General features: G+C 55.9%; 21 protein-coding genes and 2 tRNA genes. 6 read left to right on the top strand and 17 right to left on the bottom strand.

The genetic code is table 11. From position 1 onward, the window contains the following. Window positions 1-70: 70 nt before the first annotated feature. Entirely contained in the window at window positions 71-748 is a 678-nt protein-coding gene (locus RIKMI_RS0100255; protein WP_027289992.1) for a hypothetical protein, read from the bottom strand. A 244-nt stretch (window positions 749-992) separates the two neighbouring features. On the opposite strand from RIKMI_RS0100255, the gene RIKMI_RS15295 reads away from it, so the two are divergent. Next, complete coding sequence (locus RIKMI_RS15295; protein ID WP_370447807.1) at window positions 993-1,199, top strand: DUF6808 domain-containing protein; 207 nt, start codon at window positions 993-995, stop codon at window positions 1,197-1,199. A gap of 111 nt (window positions 1,200-1,310) precedes the next feature. Here the strand turns inward: RIKMI_RS15295 and RIKMI_RS0100245 are convergent. The 10 genes from RIKMI_RS0100245 to RIKMI_RS0100200 form a co-directional block, all read right to left on the bottom strand. Further along, window positions 1,311-1,397, bottom strand: a tRNA-Ser gene (locus tag RIKMI_RS0100245). Window positions 1,398-1,459: 62 nt separating this feature from the next. Next, a tRNA-Ser gene (locus tag RIKMI_RS0100240) sits at window positions 1,460-1,551 on the bottom strand. 72 nt (window positions 1,552-1,623) lie between these two features. Further along, window positions 1,624-2,601, bottom strand: coding sequence for a flotillin-like protein FloA (gene floA / locus RIKMI_RS0100235; protein WP_027289991.1), 978 nt, complete (start codon window positions 2,599-2,601; stop codon window positions 1,624-1,626). Between the two features lie 46 nt (window positions 2,602-2,647). Beyond that, window positions 2,648-3,121: an NfeD family protein gene (locus RIKMI_RS0100230; protein WP_037291181.1), complete on the bottom strand. Its 474-nt coding sequence runs from the start codon at window positions 3,119-3,121 to the stop codon at window positions 2,648-2,650. Continuing rightward, a complete protein-coding gene (locus RIKMI_RS0100225; protein WP_027289989.1) occupies window positions 3,118-4,689 on the bottom strand; it encodes an SPOR domain-containing protein in 1,572 nt (523 codons plus the stop codon). Before RIKMI_RS0100225 ends, RIKMI_RS0100230 begins: the two co-directional genes overlap by 4 nt. A gap of 36 nt (window positions 4,690-4,725) precedes the next feature. Continuing rightward, window positions 4,726-6,171, bottom strand: coding sequence for a TrkH family potassium uptake protein (locus RIKMI_RS0100220; protein WP_027289988.1), 1,446 nt, complete (start codon window positions 6,169-6,171; stop codon window positions 4,726-4,728). 2 nt (window positions 6,172-6,173) lie between these two features. Then, a complete protein-coding gene (locus tag RIKMI_RS0100215; RefSeq protein ID WP_027289987.1) occupies window positions 6,174-6,917 on the bottom strand; it encodes a hypothetical protein in 744 nt (247 codons plus the stop codon). Window positions 6,918-6,980: 63 nt separating this feature from the next. Further along, entirely contained in the window at window positions 6,981-7,361 is a 381-nt protein-coding gene (locus RIKMI_RS0100210) for a VOC family protein (protein WP_027289986.1), read from the bottom strand. Further along, window positions 7,358-10,168, bottom strand: a complete 2,811-nt coding sequence (locus RIKMI_RS12390) for a golvesin C-terminal-like domain-containing protein (protein WP_051214149.1) — start codon at window positions 10,166-10,168, stop codon at window positions 7,358-7,360. The genes RIKMI_RS0100210 and RIKMI_RS12390 overlap by 4 nt, the downstream gene beginning before the upstream one ends. A 3-nt stretch (window positions 10,169-10,171) precedes the next feature. Beyond that, complete coding sequence (locus tag RIKMI_RS0100200) at window positions 10,172-10,654, bottom strand: metallophosphoesterase family protein (RefSeq protein ID WP_027289985.1); 483 nt, start codon at window positions 10,652-10,654, stop codon at window positions 10,172-10,174. 61 nt (window positions 10,655-10,715) lie between these two features. Between RIKMI_RS0100200 and RIKMI_RS0100195 the strand changes: the two genes are divergently transcribed. From RIKMI_RS0100195 to RIKMI_RS12385, 5 genes are all read left to right on the top strand, one after another. Continuing rightward, on the top strand, window positions 10,716-11,990 hold the full coding sequence (locus RIKMI_RS0100195; protein WP_027289984.1) for a replication-associated recombination protein A: 1,275 nt from the start codon (window positions 10,716-10,718) through the stop codon (window positions 11,988-11,990). 55 nt (window positions 11,991-12,045) lie between these two features. After that, window positions 12,046-12,909, top strand: coding sequence for a 3-deoxy-8-phosphooctulonate synthase (kdsA, locus tag RIKMI_RS0100190; RefSeq protein ID WP_256620804.1), 864 nt, complete (start codon window positions 12,046-12,048; stop codon window positions 12,907-12,909). A gap of 28 nt (window positions 12,910-12,937) precedes the next feature. Continuing rightward, window positions 12,938-13,645: a hypothetical protein gene (locus RIKMI_RS0100185; RefSeq protein WP_027289982.1), complete on the top strand. Its 708-nt coding sequence runs from the start codon at window positions 12,938-12,940 to the stop codon at window positions 13,643-13,645. Between the two features lie 109 nt (window positions 13,646-13,754). Then, the gene (locus RIKMI_RS0100180) at window positions 13,755-15,527 is read left to right on the top strand and encodes a BamA/TamA family outer membrane protein (RefSeq protein ID WP_147288468.1); all 1,773 of its coding nucleotides are present in this window, start codon (window positions 13,755-13,757) and stop codon (window positions 15,525-15,527) included. 244 nt (window positions 15,528-15,771) lie between these two features. Next, window positions 15,772-16,365 (top strand): peroxiredoxin, encoded by a 594-nt coding sequence (locus tag RIKMI_RS12385; protein ID WP_037291178.1) that lies wholly within the window; start codon window positions 15,772-15,774, stop codon window positions 16,363-16,365. Between the two features lie 234 nt (window positions 16,366-16,599). Here the strand turns inward: RIKMI_RS12385 and RIKMI_RS0100170 are convergent, their stop codons facing one another. From RIKMI_RS0100170 to RIKMI_RS0100145, 6 genes are all read right to left on the bottom strand, one after another. Next, window positions 16,600-18,354, bottom strand: a complete 1,755-nt coding sequence (locus RIKMI_RS0100170) for an acyl-CoA dehydrogenase family protein (protein ID WP_027289980.1) — start codon at window positions 18,352-18,354, stop codon at window positions 16,600-16,602. Between the two features lie 6 nt (window positions 18,355-18,360). Beyond that, window positions 18,361-19,380 carry an electron transfer flavoprotein subunit alpha/FixB family protein gene (locus RIKMI_RS0100165; RefSeq protein WP_027289979.1) on the bottom strand — a complete coding sequence of 340 codons (1,020 nt, stop codon included), beginning with the start codon at window positions 19,378-19,380 and terminating at the stop codon, window positions 18,361-18,363. Window positions 19,381-19,418: 38 nt separating this feature from the next. Next, window positions 19,419-20,303, bottom strand: a complete 885-nt coding sequence (locus tag RIKMI_RS0100160) for an electron transfer flavoprotein subunit beta/FixA family protein (RefSeq protein WP_027289978.1) — start codon at window positions 20,301-20,303, stop codon at window positions 19,419-19,421. A gap of 54 nt (window positions 20,304-20,357) precedes the next feature. Then, a complete protein-coding gene (gene lepB / locus RIKMI_RS0100155; protein WP_336433343.1) occupies window positions 20,358-21,767 on the bottom strand; it encodes a signal peptidase I in 1,410 nt (469 codons plus the stop codon). Between the two features lie 15 nt (window positions 21,768-21,782). Then, window positions 21,783-22,508 (bottom strand): 4-hydroxy-tetrahydrodipicolinate reductase, encoded by a 726-nt coding sequence (gene dapB, locus RIKMI_RS0100150; protein WP_027289976.1) that lies wholly within the window; start codon window positions 22,506-22,508, stop codon window positions 21,783-21,785. An 88-nt stretch (window positions 22,509-22,596) separates the two neighbouring features. Next, on the bottom strand, window positions 22,597-23,859 hold the full coding sequence (locus tag RIKMI_RS0100145) for an adenylosuccinate synthase (protein ID WP_211224104.1): 1,263 nt from the start codon (window positions 23,857-23,859) through the stop codon (window positions 22,597-22,599). Window positions 23,860-23,962 lie beyond the last annotated feature (103 nt).

The raw sequence follows: 23,962 nt of genomic DNA, 5'->3' as shown, positions 1-23,962 counted from the left end.
AACCAATGGGGGGAATGCACCCGCACATGCTCCAGAATGAGTATGCAGGAAACCTGTCCACTTATATGAATTATTCGTTAGCGATGTAGGTCAGTTCATCCGCCGGGGGCGGCAAAATATATCCGTTATTTTCCGCCATCTCTCTCAGTTTCTTGTATAAATTAGCTAATTTCGGATGGTTGTAGACGAAATCGGCCCTATCTTCAATTCCGGCTTGGACCGGAAACGGATCTCCCCAATCGATTTGAGATGCCGGACGGTTGAAACCCAGTGTGTCTCGGATGGTAATTTCCGCTGCGGTAAATTCCTTGCTTTTGAGGGGGGCGATCACTGTGTCGGGAATCGCTTCACCAAAAAGAGCTATACCACGTTTCCCGGTAACGGCCACGCCCGGAAATTCTGCGGCAAGCAAGTGGACGAAAGAATCTTTCGATTCTTGTTTGGATGATACGCCGGCACTGCAAGAGATTAAAAGAATCGGTGCCTTCTTTTGATATTTTCCGCTATCCAGCATAGAGCCTACTTCCCAAGGCATCTTTTCTGCCAGAGTCGGCTCCAGCACGGTGCCTCCCTCGATGACTTCCGGCGGTTCTCCATGTCCGATGATGGCCACAGGTTCATCAGCAGGTATCGAAGCGAAGTCGCAGGTTTCCATAATTTGGACATGGTCATAATGATGGGCACGGGCATAACCGATGCCATTGAGGATAACAAAATCGTCTTCTGAATTTGCAGGGTATAGAATCATGATTGAAAGAGATTGATAAAGGTTGTCCTACTCTATCGGGGCTTTTCGGAATCCGCCCGTAAGCTTACGAAAGTAAAACTAAGGACAAGCGTCATCCGAAATAAAGATTGTTTATGAATGCACCGAAGTGGTCAGTGAATAGGCATAAATCACCTCGTGCTTTTCCCGTTTACATAGTCTATGACCTTCCGGTTCGCTTCGTCTACTTTCCGCTGGTCGAAGTCGATGCCCGTATTCTTTGGACGTGAGCGGCTTCAACGTGTCGCTCGACAGGCTGGAGGTCTACCCGCGGACGATTTATAAGACTATCGCAAATACCGTCGAACGAACGGTGACGGACACAAAACGCTGGGGTATCGGGATACAGGTCGGCTATGGCTACAATTTTGGCTCTAGGAGGCCCGGCCCGTATGTCGGAATCGGGGTGCAGTATAGTTTGTGGAGGTTCTGAAAACGACCACGGTCGGTTATTTTCAGCGGTTTTTACAAAATAAAAAAGGGACTAAATAGTCCCTTTTTTAGTCCCTTCTTTTAATAAGGGGCTGATTTTCAACGTTTATTGCGGAGAGATAGGGATTCGAACCCTAGGTACAGTTGCCCGTACACCGCATTTCGAGTGCGGCCCGATCGACCACTCCGGCATCTCTCCAGATTTATTGCGGAAAACTTGTCATGACGTTTTTCGCAAAACGGTATCGTATGAACGAATGTTGGCGGAGAGAGGGGGATTCGAACCCCCGGTACAGATAACTCCGTACGGCAGTTTAGCAAACTGCTGGTTTCAGCCACTCACCCATCTCTCCGGGCGCTGAAAGCAGTACAAAAGTAGTGCTTTCAGTCTTTACTTCCAAATGAAATTGCGGTTTCCCGAAAAATTATTGCCTGCCGATGTCCCCCGGTTTCCCGATGCTTTCGCGCATCGATGTGTCGGCCTGTATGTTACGGATTTTATAGTAGTCCATGATACCCAGGTTTCCGCTGCGGAACGCTTCGGCGATCGCCATCGGGATCCCGGCTTCCGCTTCGATCACTTTGGCCCGCGCTTCCTGCGCTTTGGCTTTCATTTCCTGCTCCAAAGCTACCGCCATGGCCCGTTTCTCCTCGGCCCGCGCCTGGGCGATGTTTTTGTCCGCATTGGCCTGGTCCATTTGCAGGACGGCGCCGATATTCCGTCCGATGTCTATGTCGGCGATGTCGATCGAAAGGATTTCGAACGCCGTCCCGGCATCCAGTCCTTTTTCCAGTACGACGCGCGAGATGAAGTCCGGATTTTCCAGCACGGTCTTATGCGAATCCGACGAACCGATCGAGGAGACTATCCCCTCCCCTACCCGTGCCAGTACGGTCTCTTCGCCGGCGCCGCCGACCAACTGCTTGATGTTCGCACGAACGGTTACCCGCGCTTTGGCGATCAGCTGAATACCGTCTTTCGCTACGGCCGTTACAGGAGGGGTGTTGATGACTTTCGGATTGACCGACATCTGGACGGCTTCGAACACGTCACGGCCCGCCAGGTCGATGGCCGTGGCCATTTTGAAGTCCAGCGTGATGTTCGCTTTCTGGGCGGAGACCAACGCGTGGACGACGTTGGCGACATGCCCGCCGGCCAGATAGTGGGCCTCCAGTTCGTTGGGATTCAGGTGAAGCCCGGCTTTGGTACCTTCGATCATGGCCGAAACGATCGTTCCGGGCGGCACTTTTCTCCAGCGCATGAGTACGAGCTGCAACAGGCTCATCCGCACGCCGGAAACCATAGCCGAGAACCACAGTCCGATCGGAATGAAATACAGAATGATCCATAGCAGTACGATGGCGACTGCCGAGATGATGATTGCCGTGGTCGAGAATTCCATGTTTTATCGAGAGTTTGGTGGAAAATCGTAAGCGGGCCGTGCCTTCCTATGCTTCGGTTACCGGGCGCACGACGATGCTGGCGTTATCGTATCCGATGACCGTAACTTGCCGCCGGGGATCGATATAACTGTCGAGGGACTTCGCTTCGAAAGTCCGGCCGCCTATTTGCACCTTCCCCATCGGGGCCAGACGGGTGAGCGTGGTACCCTGTACGCCGACCTCGACCTGTGTTTCGATTTCGAGGGGTTGTACCCGGGACTCGATATTGGTCTTGAGCGTGAAACGGTTCCACGTCCGCGGCCGCAGGAATAAAGCGGTCAGGATGAGAAGCAGGACGACGACGATACCCAGTGTGATGAAACCTGCGGCGGTGCCGCCTTCGACGAAAGCCCATGTCACCGCTCCGACCAGGCAACAGAACGAGCCCAAAGCCGCGAGGGTGAGACCCGGCAGCAGCACGAGTTCCGCAATGAACAGCAACACTCCCAGAAGGATCAGCAGGGTAATCCACAGTGTCATAATGCAACGACCTTTATTTTTACATTCGGTTGGCTGCGCAGGGCCTCCGCCAGTCTTTCGGCTTCTGCCTGGGTGGCGAATGCGCCTACGGAATAGATTACTTCGGATCCCGAAGAACTCCGGACGATCGTTTTGCCGGGGGCGCGTGCCGCAATGGTTTCGCGCATGGCTGTCGGCAACCGCAGCGCCGCCGGAATGATCGCCACGTTATACCCGTTCGTATGAGCGTTTTCTGCGGCTTGCCGTGCGGCTGCTTCCTGAGCTTTCGCTTTTACGGCGGTGGTGGCTTCCCCGTCCGCGAAAGCTACGACGGATGCTCGGAATCCGGCACGCGTCATTTGCGTTACGGCCGCCTGCGCCTCGGCATAGGACGTAAAGCCGCCCGCCACGTAGCGGGTCTGTCCGTTATTCAACTTCTGGTACATGACCGGAGTCATCCCCTTGAATGCGCTGATATTGCCGGGACGCGTATTGTAAAGGGCGAGCTGGACGGTGTAATAGATGCCTTTCTTCGGGATATGCAACACCGGTATGTCGTCCACGGTCGAGTAGTTGCGCAGGGCAGCATCCTCGGTTTTGACGATGGGGCCGTATGTGACCAGATTTCTGGGGGCGAAAGGTATATCGGGATAGGTTGCGGCCTGTGCCGCCGCGGCAGCGGAAAGTCGCTTCGATTCCGTGTTCAGCGAATCTTCGGCGAGGCGCAGGCCGAGGGCTTGGGCCAAGGCGATTTCGTAATCCAGGGTCAGCTTTTTCTGCAACGGATAGATGGCTGCCAGCGGCGCGAGCTGCTCGCCTGCGAGACTTTCGGCCCGGCGCACCTGTCTGCTCTCCTGATCCAGCTGTTCCAGACGTAACCGGTCTATGGTGCCTATTTTGTCCAGCAGGACGAGGTAATTGTCTAGTTTCCGGTCGTATGTTTCCAACCATAACCTTTCCATCAGGGCGTCCACCTGTTCGATCTGTTCTTTCAGTTCCCCCGACCGTGTCAGCAGGCTGTCGATCGTATCCTGATCGTCCGCCGCGTCGTATTGCCGTTTGACGGTCGTCAGTTGTCCGTAAAGGTTGGAGATGCGTTTGTTGATTTTTGCCGCTTCCGGTTCGATCGACGGCACAGCGGAAAACAGGGCGATATCTTTCCCGGAAAGGTTTTCGGTGAAAAACGGGTTGGCGAAGAGGTTTCGTGCGCCCGCCGCACTCGGTTCCGTCTCTTCCGGGCCGGTCGCCGGATCGTCCATGTGTTTGATGATATATTCCTGTTCGATGGCTGCCACTTGCGCCGTGATCTTGCCTATCCGGTTCCGGATTTCGAACAGTTCGCCTTCGAGACGTACGATCTCTTCGCTCAGTTTGCTCCGTTCCGTTCCGCTTTCGAACAGTTTCCGGTTGTTGTTGATCAGCGTTACGGTGGAATCTTCTTCGGCCTTGAGCTGCGACTGCCGGGACAGCAGCTGCATATAGTTTTCGTCCCGCTCCAGGCCCGCGATCCGTGCCTGCTGGGCTTCGGCGGACGGCACAGCGGTACCCAGCAGGGCGGACGCTAATATGATTCGTGAAAGGTTGCGCATAGTCGTAGGTATGAACGAAGATAGGCAATATCTGTTTTACTTCCAACTGCGGAGCATGAAAATATGGATGAACCCGAAGAATTCGAGGCGTCCGAAAAGCATCAGACCCGAAAGCAGCCATTTGGCCGTGTCGGGCATCCAACCGTAATTGTCCAGGTTACTGACTTTGCCGAATCCCGGACCCACGTTGCTCAGGCTGGTGATGGAGGCGGTGAAGCCGGTCAGCAGGTCGATGTTCATGGCCGCCAGAATGACGGTGCCGGCCAGGGCGCTGAGCAGGTAGATCACTACGAGCAGGATCGCGGCATTGACCATGCCGTCGTCCTGCGTAATGCCGTTCTGTTTGATCCGTATGACGGCGTTGGGATGCTGGAGTTTCAGCACACGTGCTTTGATCGCTTTGAAAATCAACAGTACGCGGTCGGCTTTGATCCCCCCGGCCGACGAACCGGCCATGGCGCATTGCATGGTGCAATATATCAGTACGATCATGGCCAGCGGGGGCCAGAACGCATCGTTGGCGGACGCGAAACCGGTCGTGGTGGTATAGGAGGCGACTTGGAATACCCCGTAGCGCAACGCTTCCCCGACGGTCGAATAGTTGTGGTTCAGCAACAGACTGGCCGATACGATGACCGTACAGATGGCCAGCGACAGGATATAGAACCGGGCGACTTCCGAACGGAACAGGTTGTTGCGTTTGCCGCGGATCGTCGCATAGACCAGCCCCATGTGAAGCCCCGAAACGATCATGAAAAAAGCGGTGGTCATTTCGATGGCCAGACTGTCGTAATACATGATACTGAGGTTCTTGGTAGAGAATCCTCCGGTGGCGACGGTCGAAAACGAATGGGTCAGGGCATCGAACCAGTCCATTCCGACGGCGATCAGCGCGACCGTTTCGCACAGGGTCAGCCCGACGTATACGACGATGATGATTTGCAGGATTTTCTTCGTGGTATACCGGAAATTGTCTTTGGCCATCATCGACATTTCCGCGCTCGTCAGGCTCGTTTTCAGACGTCCCATCGACGGCAGGATCACGATGGCGAAAAGCACGACGCCGACCCCGCCGATCCAGTGCGTCGAGGCCCGCCAGAACAGCAGTCCTTTGGGCAGGGCTTCGACATCGTTCAGAACGGTCGATCCGGTCGTCGTGAACCCGGAAGTGCTTTCGAACCAAGCGTTGGCGATGGTGAATTCCCCGCCCCATATCAGGTACGGCAGCATGCCCAGCAGGCACGACATGATCCATGCCATGATGACGACCACATAGCTTTCCTTGTTGGAGAGGTTCGTGTCGTTCGGTACGAAAATCAGCGGGAAAGCCCCGATGATCGAAGTGATAAGAAAACTGAGCAGCAGCGGATAGAATCCGGTATCGAACCCGTTGAACAGGGATATGACGGCCGAAATCAGCATGAATGCCGCGTTGAGCAGCATGATCAGCCCGACGTACCGTATGACCAGTCCGAACTTCATGCTTATTGTCTCGTTTTTTTGTTGGCCGATACTAGCGCGGCGATATACTCTTTCAGCGTATTGATTTCGTCCCGCGTGCTGACGGCGACTTCGAACGGGAGCCTGGAATTGACGTATCCTTTCAGCGACTTGGTGATCTGGAGCACCGGGCCGGTGAAGTAATTGCTCAGCATGAAATAGAAAACCAGCAGCAACAGAATGCCGGCCCCGAGCGCGATGATACCGACCATCGAAGCCCGGTAGGCGTTTCTTTCCAGCTGGGCCGTGTAGTCTATCGTCCGGTGCTGGATCTGCACCATGAATTCTTTGATCGCGTAGGTCAGGTTATAGTAGGAGGTTTTGTAGACGTCTGTGAACCACGCTATATCGGTGCTGTCGGTAACCTGGGAAACGATGTTGTTGTAATATCGGGAGGCGGTACGGATCGCATCCAGCCGTATCGGGTCGCGCAGTTCGGCCTGAGCTGTCCGGAACGCCTGGTCGAAAGCGAGGTTGCTCTGGGCGATCAGCGAATCGTAAACGGCGTTGCGGCCGGTATCGGTGATCGACAGGAGCAGGGCCGTATTTTGTTCCTGTATGGCGTCGAGCATCTGTTTGGATATTTCGATGCTTCCCTGGCTTTTGGCCAGCAGGTTGTGCGTCGCGCGGTTGAACCGCGCCAGTTCGAGCGACGATATGATTCCGGAGAGGAACAGGAGGATGCCGATCGTGATGAATCCTAAACGGATCTTGTATTTGATACCCATTCGATGTTTTCAGCTAAGCGATCGTAAAATTAGGCTTTTTTTCCGACTTGTCAGCATTCGGTGTCAGGCGACGATTTCCACCGGATTGCCGTCGGGATCGGCCACGACGCTTTCGTAATAACCGTCGCCGGTTACGCGGGGTTCGGAGACGATACGGTAACCGTCCGCACGCAGGCGTTCGGTCAGTTTTTCCACTTCTTGCCGGTCTTTCGCGTCGAAAGCGACGTGGCACCATCCCGTATAAACCCGGTCGGGCCGGTCCGTTACCGCGGTACTGCGCATGATTTCCAGCGCCGTGCCGTCTCCGAACCGGACGAAATACGACTCGAAACCTTTGGCCGGATTGGTGTATTTTTCGCCGCTCGTTCCGCCGAAATAAGTTTCGTAAAAAACGCGCGATTCCTCTAATCGCGTGGTCCACAGGGCTACGTGCGTCAATTTCATAGCGATGAAAGTATTTGTTTGAATAAATCCTGCAAGGAATTGTCGTTCAATATTTCCAAAGGGAATCCGAATAAGAAGGAGCGGCCGTGGCGCACGCCTGTCGTCGGCAGGTAATCCGCCGCGACGACACAGCCGTCCTGTGTCGGCTGCAAACGGTCGAACGCGGGTGTACGGTACAAGTCGTCCCTTGTGTCGTATGGGGTCGGAATCCGTTCGGCGCATCTATATCCCAACAGTTTCTTCGCGTCTGCCGGTATGTCGGGATCGCTGCCGATATAACTGCCGGAAATCACGACCGGAACTTGTGCTTCAAGCAACTCTTCCAACCGGTTGATCAAAGATTGGTTGTAAATCGAATACCGGGACGGATAACTGCATTGCGCCCCCATGATGATATCGATCAGCCGGTACTTCGAAGGGACCGGGAGCGTCTGTTCGAATGCTGTGCACGAACTGCTTTCGAACGACAGGCCGTTCGCCAGCAGGGCTGCGCCGTGCCGCACTGCGTAGTCGAATGTATTGCCGGCGATACCTCGTCCGGCCGATTCCGTGGACGAAGCTCCCCAACCGGGCCGGTCGTTATCCTCGAACGGGGACAGGGGGTTGAAATCCTGCTGAGGGCCGACGATCGCCCGGTCCCGGATATAGGGCACGCCGGGATCGGCTTCCAGATCGAGTCCCAGTATTTTCCCGTTTCCGTCTTTTTTCAATGCCGGCGGGCCGACACGCGTGAAACCGTTTACAACCAATGCCCTGCCCTTTTCGTCCACGGCCAGCCCGGCGCTGACGATTTCGCTCGGGAAGCTCTCGCCCCCTTCGTTAAGCGCGGTTACCCGATAGCTGTACGGCTTGCCGTCCCGCTTCAGCGGCATTCGGATTTCAGGGAAACGCACTTCCCTGCCCTCGTCGAACGCACCGTCCGTACCGATACGTCTGTACACCCGGTATCGGTTCGGAGCGGCCGTCGGTTCCAGCGGGTCTTTCGTCGCTTCCCAGCTCAAACGTACCGAATCGCCCCCGACCAATTCGGCTTTCAGCGCCGACGGCGGCAGCGGCTGCACGGTGTAATTCCGGCCGTAACGGTCGGCCAGGAAACGCAGTATGCCTTTGTATATCGCACGGGCCATATCGAAACGGAAGGCCGGATCCAGAGCGATCGCCATATCGTTCGCGTTCTGGTGCGAGAACATTTCGACCAGTATGGCCGGCATATCGGGGCGCGAGATTTCCGCATAGCTTTTATCGTACATCGACCGGCGCGTCCATGCCGGGTCGTATTTGGCCCGCAGGTCGTGCACGATCTGGGTCTGTACCAGGTCGGCCAGGTCGCGGCCGGCCAGTTTGCTTTTGCCGTTCGTGTAATTCGTGCGGCAGCGGTCGGTGTAGTGTATCGTCAGCGTGCCCACGATCGAATCGCAGATGCCCGCGTCCGTATGCAGGCCCAAGGCCAGGTCCAGCGGGATGCGTTTCTGTTTGCGGATATAGTTGCACCAGTCGCCGTTGCCTTTGAAATTGTCGATGTAATCGAGTTGTTTGCGGTCTTTGTTGTCGGGCGACAATGTTTCCTGGGCATAGACCGAGTCCGGCACTCCGCCGTATTGCATCCAGTAACGTGCGGCCTCTTCATACCGCGAAACGCCGCTGACGGCTCCCGCCCTTGCGATATTGCCCATGCCTCCGCCTATCTTGACGGCATCGGCGCTCAGGGTTCCGGCGTTCGCGTTATCGGGAGCGGACAGGACGATTTTCGAGGTGCTGTCCAGGGCGAAATGCCCCAGCCACACCCACATGGAACCGCCGATACGCTGATTGACTTCGAATTCGGCTTTGCCTCCGGCGTGATAAACCGTGTATCGGGCGTTCGTCAGGTTGCCGGGCGATGCTTTCCAACTGACGTAAACGCCGTATTCGCCCGGCCTTTCGAGCCGGGGCCGATAGGTGATCTCCGGCTTTATGCCGGAGGCTATTCCGGCCTGTAAGACAGTGCCTTCTCGAAATGGATTTTCGGTGTGTATGGTATCTTGCCAGAGGAATCCGCCGGGATGTTCCGTCCAGTTTCCTGTCGTTTCCATCCGGGCGTTTCCGGTCGAGCGGTCGTTGTCGATGACGATCTCTTCCGGCTGCGGATCGCGCTCGCGGGCCATGACTACCGCCGCTCCGGCGTTTTCGAGCATGGGGGCGAGGTACCGGCTCGTAAATTCCTGGGTATTCAGGTCTTCGATGGTACAGAACAGGGCGGGACGCTGCCATTTCCAGACCGAATCCTCTTCTTCGTGGTAATACCGGCCGTGGCCGCCCCACAGCGCGATGTGCCGTCCGGCCAGTCCGCGTCCATAGAGCGGCCTGTCGGTGCGTCTGACCAGAGGCCTGCGGTCCGACGGGGTGCTTTCCCGGCGGGGATCGCGGGCGTTTTTCTCCCGAAAATAGTTGGGAATGAAACGTTCTGCCGGAATGTTGTAGGCATAGAACCGCACGGCGCAGTTCCGGTAAGCCTCTCCCAATTTTTCCCGCACGGCATCCGCCCACCGGTCGAGCAGCTCCTGCCGGATGGCGATTTGCGCCAGGCCGACATTGCAATAAAGTTTGAGGGTCTTACGGTCGGAACTCAGCTGCACCCGTTCCAGTATCACGCTCCGTATGGATTCGCACCTCCAGGGAAGAAAAAAGTCGGGGCGGCGGCCCAGTTTCTTCAGGATGGCCTGCTGTTCGGTTTTGGTTGCCGCCGCTGAAAGCGTCGGTTCGGGTAGGGAGGCGTTAATGCTGTTGAAACAGAAGATTGAGACTAAAAAAAGAATAGCATGCTTCATGGCTCAGAACTCCCCTACTTCCAGCTCGGCGACCCGGTCGCCTTCGACGGTGAAGCGCAACGCCGTCCGCACGCCCTGATAACCGTAACCGGCCGCTCCCGGATTCATATGCAACAGACCGTACTTTTTGTCGTTGATGACTTTGAGGATATGCGAATGGCCGCTGATGAACAGGTTCGGGCGCACCTTTTCGATCCACATGCGGGCTTCCGGTTCGTACCGTCCCGGGTAGCCGCCGATATGGGTCATCACTACGCTCAGTTCTTCGCAGACGATATGCCTGAATTTCGGGTATACGGAACGTACCCGGTGGTCGTCGATATTGCCGTAAACCGCCGTCAGCGGACGGAACGCGTCAATCCGATCGGCCAGCTCCAGCGATCCGATGTCGCCCGCGTGCCAGATTTGTTCCACCGGATCGAGGAAATGTTTGATTTTATCGTCGAATGTTCCGTGCGTGTCGGAAATCAGGCCTATTTTCGTCATCGTGTAACGGCTATTCCGGACCAAAGTTATAATAATTTGAGAAAAGATTACCTTTGTATATATGACGAGCAACATACCTTTGGCGGAGCGGATGCGTCCCGCGACGCTGGATCAATATATCGGCCAGACGCATCTGGTTGGACCGGACGGCGTGCTGCGCAAGTTCGTGGCTTCGCGCAACCTCTCTTCTTTCATTTTGTGGGGGCCTCCCGGTGTGGGCAAGACGACGCTGGCCCGAATCATGGCCCGGTCGCTGGATCGTCAGTTTTTTACGCTCAGCGCGATCAATGCGGGAGTAAAAGAAGTGCGCGAAGTGTTGGAAAAAGCCAAATCGAGCCGTTTTTTCGATTCCGCTCCTCCGGTGCTGTTCATTGACGAAATCCACCGTTTCAACAAAGCGCAGCAGGATTCGCTGTTGGGGGCCGTGGAGCAGGGAGCCGTGACCCTGATCGGGGCGACGACCGAGAATCCGTCGTTCGAGGTGATCCGGCCGCTCTTGTCGCGTTGCCAGGTCTATATCCTGCAACCGCTGGGCGAAGAAGACCTGCTGAAGTTGCTCGACCGGGCCGTTTCGGAAGACACGCAGCTGAAACAGATGGATATTCGTATCGAGGAGACCGGTGCGTTGCTCGGTTTCAGCGGAGGCGACGCCCGCAAACTGCTGAACATCGTCGAAATGATCTGCGGCACGGCCGGCGGGGAAACGGTGGTCATCGACGACGCGACCGTACGCGCGGCCCTGCAACAGAACGTCGCCCGATACGACAAGAACGGCGAGGAACACTACGATGTGATTTCGGCGTTCATCAAAAGCGTCCGGGGAAGCGATCCCAACGCTGCGATCTATTACCTGGCGCGTATGCTGGCCGGAGGCGAAGAGCCGCGTTTCATTGCGCGGCGGCTCTGCATACTGGCTTCCGAGGACATCGGGCTGGCCAATCCGAACGCCCTGCTGCTGGCGGATGCCTGCTTCCATACGGTGCACAACATCGGGATGCCGGAAGCGCGGATCACCCTGGCCCAGACGACCATTTATCTGGCGACCTCCCCGAAAAGCAATTCGGCCTATGCGGCGATCAACAAGGCGTTGGCGCAGGTCGAGAAAGAGGGATACCGTCCGGTGCCGCTCCACTTGCGGAATGCTCCTACCCCACTCATGGAACAGGCGGGATACGGTACGGGATACAAGTATGCGCACGATTTTCCGGGTCATTTCGCCGAGCTGGAGTTCATGCCCGAAGGGCTGAGCGGCAAACGGTTCTGGGAACCGGCCGACAATCCGGCCGAAAACAAACTGAAAGCCCGCATGGACGAGCTGTGGAGGGGAAAATATTAGACCGTGCTTGGGTTTCCCCGGAAAATGATTAGATTTACACGAAAAAGCGATTTTTATGACGATGAAGTGCAGCCACACAGGGGCGAAGAACAAAGATATCCGTGTCGTGATACCCGGATTTACCGACGACGATAAAAAAGGCCCCTTTTTCCTGATGGCGGGGCCGTGCGTGGTGGAGAGCGAGGAGGTCGTGATGGGCACGGCGGCCCGGATGGTCGAAATCACTTCCCGCTTGGGGATTCCCTATATTTTCAAGGCGTCGTATCGTAAGGCGAACCGCAGCCGGGCCGACTCTTTCACCGGAATCGGGGATATCAACGCCCTCAATCTGCTGGCGAAAGTGCGGCGGGAATTCGGCGTGCCGGTAGTGACCGACATCCACAATCCCGACGAAGCGGCCATGGCCGCCGAGTATGTCGATGTGTTGCAGATTCCGGCGTTCCTGTGCCGGCAGACCGACCTGATCACCGCTGCGGCGGAAACCGGCAAATGGGTGAATATCAAGAAGGGGCAGTTCCTGGCGCCGGAGTCGATGGCGTTCGCGGCCGAAAAGGTGACCGAATGCGGGAACCGGAACGTCATGCTGACCGACCGCGGGACGTCGTTCGGTTATTACGACCTGATCGTGGATTACCGGGGTATTCCCATCATGCAGCGGACCGGTTTTCCGGTGGTGATGGACATCACCCATTCGCTCCAGCAGCCGAACCAAAGTAGCGGCGTGACGGGCGGGCATCCGGAGATGATCGAAACCGTCGCGCGCGCCGCCATCGCAGTAGGTGTGGACGGCCTGTTCGTGGAGACGCATCCGAATCCGGCCTGCGCCCTGTCCGACGGAGCCAACATGCTGCCGCTCGACCGTATGGAAAACATGTTGGAGCGGCTGGTGGCGCTGCGGAAAACCGTACAATCGTTTTAGATTCAGAGATTCTTACCTAAACTTCGATATGGAAGGCAACAATACACCTGCCGCCGGAGGCGGCAAGCGGGAACAGATCATCGAAACGCTCAAAACGAAGTCGGCCCTGTTGCAGCATATCTTCGACAATACGCAGCAGGTTTTCGGGCAGCTCAAGGAGATATTGCAGGAGTATGCGGTGGAGGTGAACGACCGGTTGGAGGGGACTACCGACAAGCGGGTCAAAATGGAGTACCGCGACCGCGGGAAATTCGAGGCCCAGCTCCAGATGGCCGGCGACATTCTGATCTTCAGCATGCACACGAACGTCTTCCAGTTCGAACGGGAAAATATCATCTGGCAGAATTCCTATGTGAAGCAGGACAAGCAGAACGCCTATTGCGGCGTCATCAATATCTACAACTTCCTGGCCGATTCGTTCAAGTACAACCGGTCGGCGGACGAAGGGTACCTGGTGGCGCGGATTTTCATCAACCGCGATTTCCAGTATATGGTCGAAGGGAAACGGCAGGTGACTTTCCGGCACGATAATTTCGGACAGGGGGCCATTACGCCGGAAGCGCTGACCGAGATCATCGAAAACACGATGGCCTACACGCTGGACTTCGACCTGCTCGTCCCCCCGTACGATACGGTCAAACTGGTGACGGTGGACCAGATGAATACCAAAATCGAGAACTCGAAACTTCAGACCGGCAAGCGGCTGGGGTATCAGTTCCGTTCGGACGATGTGTAGATGCGAACATATCGCTGCTCTACTCTTTTGCTTTTGTTCTGTCGCGTTCGCTAACGGGCAGACGCCTCCTCCGTCCGGGGCCGTGCCGCCGGCCAATTACGACGATCAGATGCACAGCGATACCATCGTCGTGCCGATCAATTACCGGGAACAGAGCGAACAGGCCGACGCGTTTTACGATACGCTCCGCCGTCGTCGGTACAAAAACCCGGTTACCCGTTTTCTGGTCCGGTCTCTGATCTGCAGCCGGAATGCCAGCGACGAGGGGCCTCCGATGCTGGATTTCAAACGTAACCGCCTCTATTTCGAACAATATGCCGGGAAACGGATAACGGCGATCCATATCACGCAGGCCAATGTCTTTTCGCCGCGCGATACTTCCGAAAAAGTCGGTTGGGCGCAACGGGTCATCGACAAGATACACATCCGCACCCGTCGCGAACAACTCGTCCAGAATCTGCTGTTCAAAGCCGGCGACAGGCTCAACCCTTATGTCATGGGAATCAACGAGGAGCTGCTCCGAAGCCTGCCCAATCTGGCCACCGCCTACTTTGTCGTTATGCCCGATCCGAGCGATTCGACGGGCGTAACGGTCCATATTTTCGCGCGCGACAACTGGTCGATCAGCGGCGACGCCCGTTGGGGAAGCACCGAGAAGGAACTTTCCGTTTTCGACCGTAACTTTCTGGGTACGGGCGATGAACTGAAACTGATTTTCAGCAGCGAACGAGGGTTGAAGAATATCGGGACGGAAATAGATTATACGGCCCGGAATCTGCTCGGCAGCTTCACCGACGTGACGGTCAGAATGGGAGTCGGCGCCAATCGCAATATCGGGCAGTTTACGGTAGACCATCCTTTCATATTGCCTTCCGACTGGGCTTTCGGCGCGGATGTGGAAAGGGCTTACAGACGGGAAGAACTGACGCTGACCGATACGTCCTATTATATCAACCGCTTCCGGGTAAGCGGCTGGTTCGGCAAATCATGGTGTCTGAACTGGCGCAACGGAACGAGTGTCTATGTCGCGGCATCGCTGAGCAAGGAACAATACAGCAACCGTCCGCAGGTAACGGAAACCCTGAATCCCTATTATCATAACAGCGAACTGCTGCTGTTCAGCCTCGGTTTCGCCCGGCGCAATTATTTCCAGGGAAATATGATTTACGGTTACGGAAGGACGGAAGACATTCCTTACGGCTTTCGAGTGGAACTGGTCGGCGGACGCCAGTGGGAAGAAAAACTCGGCCCGCGGGATTATTGGGGGTTTCGGGGTTATTGGGGAAACCTGGTCGGTGACCATTATGTGGAAGCGGGAGTGTCTTTGGGCTCTTTTTTCACGCCGGACTACCGGTTGCAGCAGTCTGTTATTACTGGCCGGATCAAATATTTCACTCCGTTGCTGCGTGTGCGGACGAGTTATATCCGGCAGTTCGGCGTATTGTCTGCTACGATGGGATTCAACCGCCTGAAAGGGGAACGCGAGGCGCTCCGTTACGAAAACCGTTACGGGACAGGCATCCGGGGCATGTCGGCCAACTCCTGGCTGGCGGGCTATAACCGGCTGACGTTAAGTTCCGAGACGGTTCTGTTCACTCCCCTCTTCCTCTATCATTTTCGGTTCGCCTTTTTCCTGTTCGGCGATGCCGGGTGGATGGGGTACGACAACAACCTGTTCCGGAATCGCTTTACCGGTGCTATCGGGGCCGGCGTCCGGATCAAAAACGAACGGTTGATCTTCAATAATATCCAGATACGGCTCGGCTATGCCTTCAACCGGCCGCCGGAGGTGGGATACAGTTATTTTTCCGTTTCGAACGAACAGGATTTCCGGGAGGCCAACTTTGCGGCCGGCCAGCCTCAGATCGTGCCTTATCGCTAAGGTCGGGCATATGCGATAGGATTATGCGACTTTATCCTGTCTTCGTGTAAGTCTGATTTTCAGTGTATTTTATCCGTATCCACCCTATTGATTCCGGCGGGAGCTTCTTGTCGGGCTTGGAAATGTTTTATTCAGTCGGCACCGCCGGGCCGGCCGGGATTTCGGATAGAATCGTATCGTTGATTTGTGCTTGTGGCATAGTTTATGCTGCTATAGCGTGCATTACGAACCTAATACAAAAACCATGTCAGTACTTGTGGGGCAGAAAGCCCCTGTTTTCAAGGCTGCCGCAGTGATAAACGGCGGCGAGATCGTTCCGGAATTTTCATTGGAACAATATCTGGGTAAAAAATATGTCCTTTTCTTTTTCTATCCGGCCGATTTTTCGGCGGTTTGTCCGACCGAGCTGCTTGCTTTCCAGCGTTTGTCGGAAGAGTTTGAAAAAAGGAATGTCGCGGTCGTCGGTTGTTCCGGCGATTCGCAGTTCGTCCATCAGAAATGGCTTTCGACGCCGGTAAAGGAAGGCGGCATCGAAGGGGTGCAATATCCGCTGGTGGCCGATCCGTCGAAAACGATCATGCAGAATTACGATGTACTGGCCGGAGATTACCTCTATTCCGACAACGGGGAAGTGGCTTTCCGAGGGCCGGCGATGGCCTATCGGGGCAGCTTCCTGATCGACAAAGAGGGAACGGTGCGGCATCAGGTGGTGAACGATCTGCCGCTCAGCCGCAGTACGGAAGAGACTTTGCGGATGATCGACGCGTTGCAGCATTTCGAGGAATACGGCGAGGCTTGCCCGATCGACTGGCATCAGGGCGATAAAGGAATCAAATAAGGTAATTATATACTACTTTGCACTGCCTGATTTTTCGGCTTGCGCCGGACTCTCGGGGTCTTTTGCCCGGGTTTGCACCGCTTCATGCCGTCCGGTACGGAGCCGAAACGGAGTTATCGGGAAGTTTGTGTAAAAATTGTAATAGCCGCCTCAAATAAAACGCTCTGTTTCATTGAAAAAGCGTCCGGCAGGAGAAATATTTCCTACCGGACGCTTGCACATCCGTCGCAGTGCTTACGCTTCGGCTTTCTCTTCGAGTACCATTTTGAAATAGCCTAAGCTGTCGGGGTCGAACTCCTTGACATAGCTCAGGTGGGCGTTGCACTTCGCCTGTCCTTCTTTGATGAAGGCGATGGCCGAAATGCGGTACTCTTCCCCGGCAGTCGGGTGGCTCGCCTGTTGGAGCAGCAGGTGGCCCATGATGATATAGCCTCCCATTTCCACCAGCCTGCGGGCATGGAAATCGAGCAGGTCGGCGTCGTTGCCCTCTTTCGTGGCGGCTTCATGGACGGTTTTCACCGCCTCTTCGTACTGTTCGCGCATCGTTACCAGGGTACGGTACTGGTTGTCCAGTTCCGGAACCGGTCTGATCGCTTCGTAGCCTTGCATCTGGCTCAGCAATACGCCGGTGGTCACGCCCCGGATAGCCGCGACTACCTGTAACTGCGACGTCCCTTCGTAGATCGTGGTGATGCGTGCGTCGCGGTAGATACGTTCGATGGCGTAATCTTTCATGAAGCCCGACCCGCCGTGGATCTGGAGCGCGTCGTAAGCCACGCTGTTGCTGTATTCCGATGAAAAGAGTTTCAACAACGGGGTGTAAGCGTCGGCCAGTTTCTGGTACTTCTTCATCTCGTCGCGTTCCTCTTTTTCGAGTTTACGCTCTTTTTCGATGTGGAAATAGTTTTTGTAAACGTCCACGAACCGGGCGGTTTCGTACAACAGGGCGCGACTGGCCTGCAAACGTGCTTTCATATTGGTCAGCAGCTCGTAAACCGCCGGGAATTGAATGATCGGTTTACCGAACTGTTCGCGTTCGTTGGCGTATTTCAGCGCTTCGCGGTAGGCCGCTTCCATGATGCCGACCGATTGCGCTCCGATACCGAGGCGGGCCGAGTTCATCAGGGCCATGACGTATTTGATCAGCCCCATTTTACGGTCGCCCACCAGTTTGGCCGGGGCATTGGTGAATACGAGTTCGCAGGTCGGCGAACCGATGATCCCCAGCTTGTGCTCGATGCGGCGTACCTTGACCGCCATGTGTTTCTTGTCGTAAACGAACAGCGACAGGCCGCGCGCGTCGGTCGTCCCCTCTTCCGAACGGGCCAGCACCAGCGAAATATCGCCGTCGCCATTGGTAATGAAGCGTTTGACGCCGTTCAGCAGCCATTCGCCGGGCTTGTCCGGATTCGGCGTCGCTTTGAGCATCACGGCCTGCAAGTCCGATCCGGCATCCGGTTCGGTCAGGTCCATCGCCGCCGTCGCCCCTTTGTTGATCTGCGGCAGGTATTCGGCATTGATTTCCTCGCTGGCAAATTCATGCAGGGTTTCCGCGCAGTCCTGCAATCCCCAGATATTTCCGAAACCGGCATCGGCCCGGCTGACCAGTTCGCAGGTCATCACATAAGGCACCAGCGGGAAATTGAGGCCGCCGAAACGTCGCGGGAGCGAAATGCCGTACACGCCGGCCTGCGTCAGCATATCGTGATTTTCCTGTGTCCCCCGTGCATAAACGACCCGGTCGTTCTCCACCTTAGGGCCCTCTTTGTCCACCGATTCGGCATTCGCGGCGATCGTATTGGCCGCCACGTCGCCCACGATTTCGAGCACTTTCTTGTAGCTGTCCATCGCGTCTTCGAAATCCACCGGCGCGTAATCGTATTCGCCTTTGTCCCGGAACCCCTGTTCCTTGAGGTCCACGATCTTTTTCATCAGGGGATGGTCCAGATGAAACTGTATATCTTTGTTGTCTAAGAAAAAGTTAGCCATGTCCGTTTACTTGCTGTTCTGTTTGTAGTACTTAATCATCTTCGGGATAACGGTGTTCACGTCTCCTACGATGGCGTAATCGGCGATCTTGCCGATCGGCGCTTCCGGATCGGTATTGATCGAGATCACCATCGAACTGCCGTCCATGCCGGCCGTGTGCTGGATCTGTCCCGAGATGCCGCACGCGATGTAGAGTTTCGGCCGTACCGTAACTCCCGTTTGTCCGATCTGGCGTTCGTGTTCGGCGAATCCGGCATCCACGGCCGCCCGCGAAGCGCCGACTTCGGCTCCCAACACTTCCGCCAGCTGGTACAGCAGGCCGAATCCCTCTTTGGAACCCATGCCGTAGCCTCCGGCGACGATGATCGGGGCGCCTTTGATGTTGATTTTCCGTTCTTCCATCTCGCGGGCCACGATTTTAACGGCAAAATCCGTGTCGCCGAGGTATTTTTTGTAATCGACGGTTTTCACCTCTGCCGGCGACGGGTTCGCTACGGGTTCCATTTTCATGACGCCTTCGCGTACCGTGGCCATCTGCGGGCGGCAGTCGGGGTTGATAATGGTGGCGATGATATTCCCGCCGAACGCCGGGCGGATCTGATACAGCAGGTCTTTGTATTCTTTCCCGGTTTTGGCTTCCTTGTGGTCGCCGATTTCCAGCGAGGTGCAGTCCGCTGTCAGCCCGCTGTGCAGGGCCGACGATACGCGCGGGGCGAGGTCGCGGCCCGTGCAGGTGGCTCCGAAGAGGGCTATCTGCGGTTTCTCTTCCTTAAAGACGCCGCAGACGACGGCGGCGTGGGGAAGCGTGCGGAACGGCGCCAGCTCCTCTCCGTCGGCCACGTGGACGATTTCCGCTCCGTAAGTGGCCAGTTGTTTTTCGATGCCTTGCAGGTTATGTCCGATCGCCAGTGCTTCCACCCGGCATCCCAATGTCGAAGCCAGATCGCGTGCTTTGGTCAGCAGCTCCAGCGAAACGTCGGCTACTTTCCCCTCTTCTATCTCGCAATAAACGAATATGTTGTTCATGATGGTTTCTGTTGGTGTATGAGTTCAGGTAAGTGCGGCTAACCGATCGTATGCGAAGAAATCAACTCTTTGACGAGTCCTTCGATATCGGCATCGGTGCCGGTCAGGCGTTTCGCTTCTTTGGTCTGGAATACGATATTTTCGATTTTTTTCACTTTGGTCGGCGATCCGTTCAGACCGAGCGAGGCTTCTTCCGCATTCACGTCCGCGGCGCCCCACTCCGGGATGCAGAGGTAACAGCGCTCCTTGTGCAGGGCCATGTAGTAATCCTCCTGTTGTTGCTGCACTTCGCTTACCGTGCGGGCATGTTTGTACTTCATGACCATCTTGGCGTTACGCGGCCGGCATTCGGGCGCGCTCGCATTGACGGTGATCACGCCCGGCAGTTTCATGACGACGGTTTCTATTCCCCGTTCCAGCCGCCTGCGGACGGTGATTTCGCCCGATTGCAGGTCGATTGCGTCGATGGATTCCGCATAGGTCACCTGGGGCAGACCCAGTTTTTCGGCGACTTGCGGACCGACCTGGGCCGTATCGCCGTCGATGGCCTGACGTCCGGCGATAATCAGATCCGGATTCATTTTCTGGATGGCGCAGGCCAGCGTATAGCTCGTGGCCAGCGTATCGGCCCCGGCGAATTTACGGTCGGTCAGCAGTACGCCTCCGTCCGCTCCGCGGAACATGGCTTCCCGGATCACCTCTGCGGCACGGAACGGCCCCATCGTCAGGATCGTGATCGTCGATCGGGGGTAGCGGTCTTTGATACGCAACGCCTGTTCCAGGGCATTCAGGTCTTCCGGATTGAAGATGGCCGGCAGGGCTGCCCGATTGACGGTACCGTCGGCTTTCATGGCGTCCTTGCCCACGTTCCGGGTATCCGGAACCTGTTTGGCGAGCACCACTATTTTCAATGCTTCGTTCATAAATGGTAAATGTTTGGGTATTTTTCTTTTATCAGGTTTGGTGTCAAGTGTCGCTTAATGAATCCCGCGGAACATGCGGTCCCACCGTATTCCGGTGAAGATGTTTTTGCCGGGCGTGATGGAGAGCCATACGAACGATGCTTTTCCTTCGATGTGGTCCTCCGGAACGAAGCCCCAAAAACGGGAGTCGGCGGAGTTGTGCCGGTTGTCGCCCATCATGAAGTAATAGTCCATCTTAAACGTATAATCCGTTGCGGGAGTTCCGTTTATATAAATCGTACCGTCTGTCCGATTCACCTCCAGCGTATTGCCTTCGTAATTGCGGATAATCCGTTCATAGAGCGGCAGGTTCTCCAGCGTCAGCGGCACGGTCGTCCCGGCTTTCGGTACCCACAGCGGCCCGAAAATGTCTTCGGTCCAGGGATACCGTGCCGGATCGTGCGGGAAAATCGACTCGCCGGGAATCCGGTTGATATATCTGACGATCTCTTTCACTTCCGGCAGGCTCTTCAGCAATTCCACGCCTTCGGCCGTCAGCGGCATCGTGTATCGTCCCGCTTCGGGGCTGTAACCGACCTCTTCCGTGTTGATTCCCAGTCGTTCGAAGGCCCGGTTGCCGATAGGCGAGGTTACGCTGACCAGATAAATGTATTGTACGCCCGGTATGTTTTGCTGTTGCCGCCCGTTCACGAATACGTTCCCGTCGATCACTTGGATCGTGTCTCCGGCCACCGCCACGCAGCGTTTGATGTAATTTTCCCGCTTGTCCACCGGCCGGTACATGACTTTCAGGTCGCTGTACACTTTTTCGCGCCCCAGCGAGCGTAACAATTCGTAGTAGCTGGTCGTCGATACGTCGGTGTCCGTCGAACGGCCGTATTCGTCCTTTACGGTAATGGAACCCAGCGCCACCGTATCGCCTTCCGGAAAGTTGAAAACCACCACGTCGTCGTTCCGTACTATATCCCGACCCGCCAGCCTCTTATAAGGCCACTGGATCCACTCCAGGTACGAAGGCGTGGTTTCGGTCAAAGGCAGCGTGTTCTGAACGAAGGGGAACGAAAGCGGCGTGTTCGGCATCTTAGGCCCGTAATGCAGTTTGCTCACGAAAATATAGTCGCCGGTCAGCAGCGTTCGCTCCATCGACGAAGAGGGAATGACGTACATCCCGAAAAAGTAGATCTTCAGCGGAACGACCACGACCACGGCGAATAGCAGAGCTTCGACCCATTCCATCGCTTTGCGGAATGCTTTGTGATCCTTTTTATAGGCCCGGTAACGGTCGAGCCAGAGTCGGTTGATGTATTTGCTGATGTAGATGTCGTAGATGACGGCCACGCCCAGCAACCAAAGCAGGTTCCGTGTCCAGACCACGAACCAGAGCACGTAGATCAGGCTCACTACCGAAAACCTGACCCACTTGTTCCCCCATATTTCCCGCAGCTTTTCGATCGCTTTCTTCATGTCGTGTCGTTTCGGTTAGAATCCCAGCAGGTCTTTCATGCCATAGACTTTTCCGGCGCCGCGTTTGCCGGCCAGAAACTCGGCCGCCAGTACGGCTCCCATCGCGAAACCGCTTCGGTTTTTGGCCGTATGGTCGATCGTGATCGTGTCGGCTTCCGATTCCCAGACCACCGTATGGATGCCCGGCACTACGGAACGTCTTTGCGCCGTCACCTCCAGTTTTTCCGGGTCGGTCGTCGTTCCCAGCTGCCACGAGGTCTTCCGGTCTATGCCCGTCAGAATGTCCTCGGCCAGTGTCACGGCCGTACCGCTCGGGGCGTCTTTTTTCTGCACGTGGTGCACTTCGTTCAGCGTGACGTCGTATTCCGGAAACCGGTTCATCATCCGGGCCAGCTGACGGTTCACGGCAAAAAAGATATTGACGCCGATGCTGTAATTGGAGGCGTAAAAGAAGGCGCCTCCGTTCCGTTGGCATATTTCGGTCGCTTCGGGCAGGCGGTCCAGCCATGCGGTGGTTCCGCACACCACCGGTATGCCGGCTTCGAGGCAGGAGACGATATTGCCGTAAGCCGTAGCCGGAGTGGTGAACTCGATCGCCACGTCGCATGCGTTAAGATTCTCGGCCGTAAGTTGGTCCGTATTATCGAAGTCGATGATCAAAGGGATCGTATGCCCTCTCGACACGAGTATCTTCTCGATTTCGTGTCCCATTTTGCCGTAGCCTATCAGTGCGATTTTCATAACAAGGTGAAAGTAATACATAAAAAGCTAAAAACAAAATCGGTTTTGTTTTTAGCTTTTCAGGGTCTCGATGTATTTCGTCTCCGGTTTACCGGACGATGGTCTCTTCGCGGTCGGGGCCTACCGAGATGATTTTGACCGGAACGCCCGTTTCCCGCTCGATGAATTCGACATATTCCTTGAACTGCCGCGGAAAATCTTCGTAACGGCGGATTTTGTTGATGTCGCAATTCCACCCTTCGAATTCCTGGTACACAGGGGTGATCTCTTCGTTGGTTTCGTAGGGGAATTCCGTTACGCGTTTGCCGCCGATTTCGTAAGCGACGGCCACCTTGATGGTCGGAAAGGTATTCAGTACGTCCGATTTCATCATGATGAGCTGCGTTACGCCGTTGATCATCGTACTGTATTTCAGGGCGACCATATCGAGCCATCCGCAACGGCGTTCGCGTCCCGTTACCGCGCCGAATTCATGGCCGATGCGCTGCAATTCTCGGCCGGTCTCGTCGAAAAGTTCGGTCGGGAACGGCCCGCTGCCCACGCGGGTGCAGTATGCCTTGAAGATTCCGTAAACTTCGCCGATCCGGTTCGGGGCCACGCCCAGCCCGATGCAGGCTCCGGCGCAGACAGTGTTGGAAGAGGTCACGAACGGATAGGTGCCGTAGTCCACGTCCAGCAGCGAACCTTGCGCTCCTTCGGCCAGAATGCCCTGCCCTTCGTTCAGCAGGCGGTTCACTTCGTGCTCTCCTTCGATGATCGCGAAACGCCGCAGGGTTTCGATTCCCTGGAACCACTGGGCCTCGTATTCGGCGATATCGTATTCGAAGTCGAACTGAGCCAGCATAGCCTCGTGTTTCTGCTTGAGCTTTTCGTAACGTTCCATGAACGACGGAGAAAGGATGTCTCCTACGCGCAGCCCGTTCCTCCCGGTCTTGTCCATATAGGTCGGTCCGATTCCTTTGAGGGTGGAACCGATCTTGGCTTTGCCTTTGGCCGCTTCGCTGGCTGCGTCGAGCATCCGGTGGGTAGGCAGAATCAGGTGCGCTTTCTTGGCGATCCGGATTTTGGCCGTTACATCGACGCCCAGTTTTTCCAGTTCGCCGATTTCCTGAGCGAACATCACGGGGTCGAGCACCACGCCGTTGCCGATGATATTGATGGCGTTATCGCGGAAAATACCCGACGGGATGGAGCGGAGCACATGGACTTTGTCGGCGAAATGCAGCGAATGCCCTGCGTTCGGCCCTCCCTGGAAACGGGCGATGACCTGATAATCGGGCGTGAGCACGTCCACGACTTTTCCTTTCCCCTCGTCGCCCCATTGCAGGCCGAGAACTACGTCAACTTTCATTATGATTGTCTTTGTAAGGTAATTGTCTGCGCATTAAAAACCCTTTCCCGAAGCCGTCAGGCGCAAGGGAAAGGTGTCGTTTCCGGAAAAATCCGGCGGGTAA

The organism is Rikenella microfusus DSM 15922, from assembly GCF_000427365.1.
Lineage (GTDB): Bacteria > Bacteroidota > Bacteroidia > Bacteroidales > Rikenellaceae > Rikenella > Rikenella microfusus.
The sequence above is the reverse complement of the archived record's forward strand: the minus strand, read 5'-3'. Positions and strand labels throughout refer to the sequence as shown.